The following is a 4,968-nucleotide window of genomic DNA, read 5'->3' as shown; positions in this document are numbered from 1 at the left end:
CGTCGTAGAGCACGGTCTGGCCGGTCCGCGGCAGGTCCGCCTGTTCCAGCAGGCTCCAGATCTCGTCCTCGGAGGCGCCGTCGAACACCGGGCTCTCCATGTACACCCCCTCCCGGGCCGCCTGGCGGGCCATGTCGAGGATCACCTCGTCGGAGGCCCGGTCGAGGAGTTCCTGGCTCTCGGGTTCGGGGTAAAGCTCCTTGAGGCGCTTGCGCAGGGCCTTGGGGGAGTACTTGGTGTCCAGTACCTTATGGATCTGCTCCCCGAGCCCCCGGGCGGCCCACCCCAGGTGGGTCTCGAGCACCTGCCCCACGTTCATCCGGGAGGGCACGCCCAGGGGGTTCAAGATGATGTCCACGGGGGTGCCGTCCTTGAGGTACGGCATATCCTCCACCGGCACGATCGTCGAGATGACGCCCTTGTTCCCGTGCCGGCCCGCCATCTTGTCCCCCACCGACAGGCGCCGTTTGATCGCGACGTACACCTTGACCATCTTGATGACGCCCGGCGGCAGGTCATCCCCCTCCTCCAGGCGCGACACCCGCTCCTCGAACCGCTTGCGGGCCTCGGCCACCTGCTGGTCGAGCTTCTCCATCAGGTCGAAGATCCGCTCCTCTTTCTCGGGGGCATCCACGAGGGGAAGTTCGCCCCACGCGTCCCGGGGCACCCGGTCCAGAAGCTCGTTCGTGATCTCGGCCCCTTCGGGGATCACCACGTTCCCCTCCAGGTCCACGATGTCCATGGCGGCCCGCTCACCCACCAGGAGCTCCCGGATCGCGGCGAAGGTGGCGCTCCGGAGAATCGCGATCTCGTCCTCCATGTCCCGCCGCAGCCGTTCGGCCTCCCGCTCCTCCACCGTCTGTTCGCCGTCCTCGCCCCCTTTCCGGCTGAACACCTTGGCGTCCACCACGATGCCCTCGACCCCCGGGGGCACCCGAAGGCTCGTATCTTTGACGTCGCCGGCCTTCTCCCCGAAGATCGCCCGCAGGAGCTTCTCCTCCGGGGTAAGCTGGGTCTCGCCCTTGGGGGTCACCTTGCCCACCAGGATGTCGCCGGGCCGCACCTCGGCCCCGATCCGGACGATCCCCGATTCGTCCAGGTCTTTGAGCTTGCGGTCCCCCACGTTGGGGATGTCGGCGGTGATCTCCTCCTTGCCGAGCTTGGTGTCCCGCGCCACGCACTCGAACTCCTCGATGTGGATCGAGGTGAACGCGTCCTTTTGAATGAGCCGCTCCGAGACGATGATCGAGTCCTCGAAGTTGTAGCCGCCCCAGCTCATGAAGGCCACGAGCACGTTCTGCCCCAGGGCCAGCTCGCCCTGGGCCGTGGCCGGGCCGTCGGCCAGGATCTGGCCGGCCCTGACCCGGTCGCCCGCACGCACGATGGGCCTCTGGTTGAGGCAGGTGTTCTGGTTGGAGCGCTGGAACTTCGTCAGGGTGTACACGTCCACCCCCGAGTCCCCTTCGGGCTCCTCGTAGCGCACCACGATCCGGGCGGCGTCCACGCTCTGGACCACCCCGTCGCGGCGGCACACCACCGTGACCCCGGAGTCCCGGGCCACCACACGCTCCATGCCGGTGCCCACCAGGGGCGCCTGGGTCCGCAGGAGCGGAACGGCCTGACGCTGCATGTTGGAGCCCATGAGCGCCCGGTTCGCGTCGTCGTGCTCCAGGAACGGAATCAGCGACGCCGCCACGCTCACGAGCTGCTTGGGGGAGACGTCCATGAGGTCCACCTCGGACGCCGACACGAGCACGGTCTCCCCGTTGCGCCGGGCGTTCACAAGCTCGTTCGTGAACCGGCCCTCCTCATCCAGGGGCGCGTTGGCCTGGGCGATCGTGTGCTCCTCCTCGTCGAGCGCCGTGAGGTACACAATCTCGTCGGTGACCCGGCCGTCCACGACCTTTCGGTAGGGGGTCTCGATGAACCCGAACTCGTTCACCCGGGCATAGATCGAAAGGCTCACGATGAGCCCGATGTTCGGCCCCTCCGGCGTCTCGATGGGGCAGATCCGGCCGTAGTGGGTGGGGTGGACGTCTCGCACCTCGAACCCGGCCCGCTCCCGGGTGAGCCCGCCGGGCCCCAGGGCGCTCAAGCGGCGCTTGTGGGTCGTCTCGGAGAGCGGGTTCGTCTGGTCCATGAACTGGCTGAGCTGCCCCGACCCGAAGAACTCCTTGACCACCGCGGTCACCGGTTTGGAGTTCACCAGGTCATGGGGCATGAACGACTCGATCTCCCCGAGGGCCATCCGCTCCTTGACGGCCCGCTCCATGCGCACCAGGCCCACCCGGTAGCGGTTTTCCAGGAGCTCCCCCACGCTCCGGACCCGCCGGTTCCCCAGGTGGTCGATGTCGTCCACCTTGCCCTGGCCGTTCCGCAACCCCACCAGGTACCGGACCACGTCCAGGATGTCCCCCTTGGTGAGGGTCTGCTGCTCGATGGGCTCGTTTCGCTTGAGCTTGTGGTTCAGCTTGATCCGCCCCACGTCGGAGAGCTCGTAGCGCTCGGGGTTGAAAAAGAGGTTCTCGAAGAACTTCCGGGCCGTGTCGGGCGTCGGCGGATCCCCAGGGCGCATCCGCCGGTAGATCTCGATGATCGCCTCCTCCGAGTCGCGCACCCGGTCCTCGGCCAGGGTGTTTCGGATGTAGGGCCCGACCTTCAGGTTGTCGATGAAGAGCACCGAGAACTCCCGGATCCCCTTCTCCTTGAGGAGCTCCAGGAGCTCCGGGGTCACCGGATCGCCGGCCCGGGCGATGGGATCTCCGGTCTCCGGATCGAGCAGGGTCTCCCCCAGGTAGCTCTCCTCCATCTCCCCGAGGTCCACCGGCAGGTACTCCACCCCCAGGCGCTGGAGCTTGCGCACGGCCCCCTTGTTGATCCGCCGCTGCTTCTTCACGATCACGTTGCCCGTGGCCGGGTCCACCAGATCCTCGGTGGCCCGGGCATCCAAAAGCAGGTCGGTCCGCAGCTCCTTCTCGGCCGTGCCCTTCTCCCAGTCGACCCGGATTCTCACCTTGTCGTAGAAGGCGTCGAGGATCTCCTCGTGGCTGTACCCCAGGGCCTTCAGGAGCACCGTGGCGTGGAGTTTGCGGCGCCGGTCGATCCGCACGAACACGAGGTCCTTGTGGTTGAACTCGAAATCGAGCCAGGAACCCCGCGAGGGGATGATGCGGGCCGAGTAGAGGATCTTCCCGCTCGCATGCTTCTTGCCCTCGTCGTGGCTGAAGAAGACGCCCGGTGACCGGTGGAGCTGGTTCACGATCACCCGCTCGGTCCCGTTGATGATGAACGTCCCGTTCTCGGTCATCATCGGGATCTCGCCAAAATAGACCTCCTGCTCCTTCACGTCCCGGATGCTCCGGGTGCCCGTGGACTCGTCCACGTCCCAGGCCACCAGCCGCACCGTGATCTTCAGCGGCCGCGCGTAGGTCATCCCCCGCTGAAGGCACTCCTTCACCGAGTGGGTCGGCTCCCCGAGCTCGTACTTCACGAACTCGAGCGAGGCCGTCTCCGCGAAATCCTTGATGGGGAACACGCTCTGGAATACCCGCTGCAGCCCCACGTTGCGCCGCTCCTCGGCGGGCACGTCGGCCTGTAGGAACCGGGCGTAGGACTCCCGCTGCACCTCGATCAGGTTCGGGATCCCGACCACCGTCTCGATCTTGTTGAACTTCCTACGGAGCCTTTGGTTGTCGGCTACGGAGTACGCCATGGGGTTCCGTCTCCTTCACACGGCAGGATGGTTCGCGAGCCTCGCGCCCGCGCTACGATCCAGGGCAGGAGAAAACGAGCGAGAGAGTCAGGGGATGGTCAAAAACGAAACGGGGCACGCGGAGGGCACACGCCCCCCGCGCGCCCCCATTGGGGGTCCACAGGGTGTTGTTCTTCTCGGGACGTCGCCGCTAGGCGATCTCGACCTTGCCCCCAACTTCCTCGATCTTCTTCTTGATGTCCTCGGCCTCGTCCTTGCTGACCCCTTCCTTGACCACGGAGGGCGCGCCGTCCACGAGCTCCTTGGCCTCCTTGAGGCCCAGGCCCGTGATGGCCCGGATCACCTTGATCACCTGGATCTTCTGGCTGCCGGCCTCGGTCAGCTTCACGTCGAACTCGGTCTTTTCCTCGGCGGCCGCGGCAGCCTCGCCGCCGGCCGCGGGCATGGCGGCCACGGCCACGGGCGCGGCGGCGCTCACGCCGAACTTCTCCTCGAGCTCCTTGACGAGCTCGGCGAGCTCGAGCACGGTCATGTTCTCGATGAACTGGATCACGTCTTCCTTGGTGATTGCCATTTGGTACCCTCCACGTTCTCGGTTTTTAGGGATGGGGTGAAAACCGGGCGGCTAGGCCGCCTCCTTCTGCTTCTGGATCTGGCTGAGCACCTGCACGAACCCACGCGGCACGCCCGAAAGGACGCCCAGCAGCCCCCGGATGGGCCCGGCCAGCACCCCCACAAACTGCCCGAGGAGCTGCTCCCGGCTGGGGAGCTTGGCGAGCGCCTCGACCTCGGCCGCGGTGATCGCCCGCCCAGGCAGCCCCCCGCTGCGGATCGTGATCTGGGGGTTCGCCTTGGCGAACTCCACCACGGCCTTGGCGAGCGCCACCGGGTCTCCGAAGGTGAAGCTCACGGCCGTGGGCCCCACGAACTCGTCCACGAGGGACTCGTACGGGGTCCCCTGGACCGCGATCCGGGCCAGGGTGTTCTTGACCACCTTGTGGCCGGCCCCCTCCTTCTCCAAGCCCCGGCGCAGGGCGTTGGCCTGGGCCACCGTGAGCCCGCGGAACTCGCTCACGACGATGCCCTGGGCCTTCTCGAACATCTCCCTGAGTTCCTGGACGGCTTCCTGCTTCTGTGTCTTATTCACGTCTCCCTCGACCCCCTTTCTCTCGACTGCGGTTACGGTGGACGGTTTCCCATCTTCCGGCCGTGTGGAGAGGGGGTCGTTCACCCCATCCCTCCGAGAAGCCGACTCG

Annotated in this window: 3 protein-coding genes; all 3 read right to left on the bottom strand. The window is 66.7% G+C overall.

Annotated elements, in window-relative coordinates; genetic code table 11:
- Window positions 1-3,712: DNA-directed RNA polymerase subunit beta (rpoB, locus tag ACY0I8_RS16300; RefSeq protein WP_461395588.1), on the bottom strand; the 3,712-nt coding region annotated here is incomplete at its 3' end.
- Window positions 3,713-3,902: 190 nt separating this feature from the next.
- Window positions 3,903-4,286 (bottom strand): 50S ribosomal protein L7/L12, encoded by a 384-nt coding sequence (gene rplL / locus ACY0I8_RS16295; protein WP_461395587.1) that lies wholly within the window; start codon window positions 4,284-4,286, stop codon window positions 3,903-3,905.
- A gap of 51 nt (window positions 4,287-4,337) precedes the next feature.
- Complete coding sequence (rplJ, locus tag ACY0I8_RS16290; RefSeq protein WP_461395586.1) at window positions 4,338-4,859, bottom strand: 50S ribosomal protein L10; 522 nt, start codon at window positions 4,857-4,859, stop codon at window positions 4,338-4,340.
- Window positions 4,860-4,968: the final 109 nt, after the last annotated feature.

This window comes from Deferrisoma sp. (assembly GCF_054681715.1).
Note: the sequence above shows the minus strand (reverse complement) of the source record. Positions and strands in the feature narration are given on the sequence as shown.

Excerpts from the sequence above, each read along its gene's own strand:
- rplL (WP_461395587.1), bottom strand. The coding sequence starts at position 4,286 with ATGGCAATCACCAAGGAAGACGTGATCCAGTTCATCGAGAACATGACC.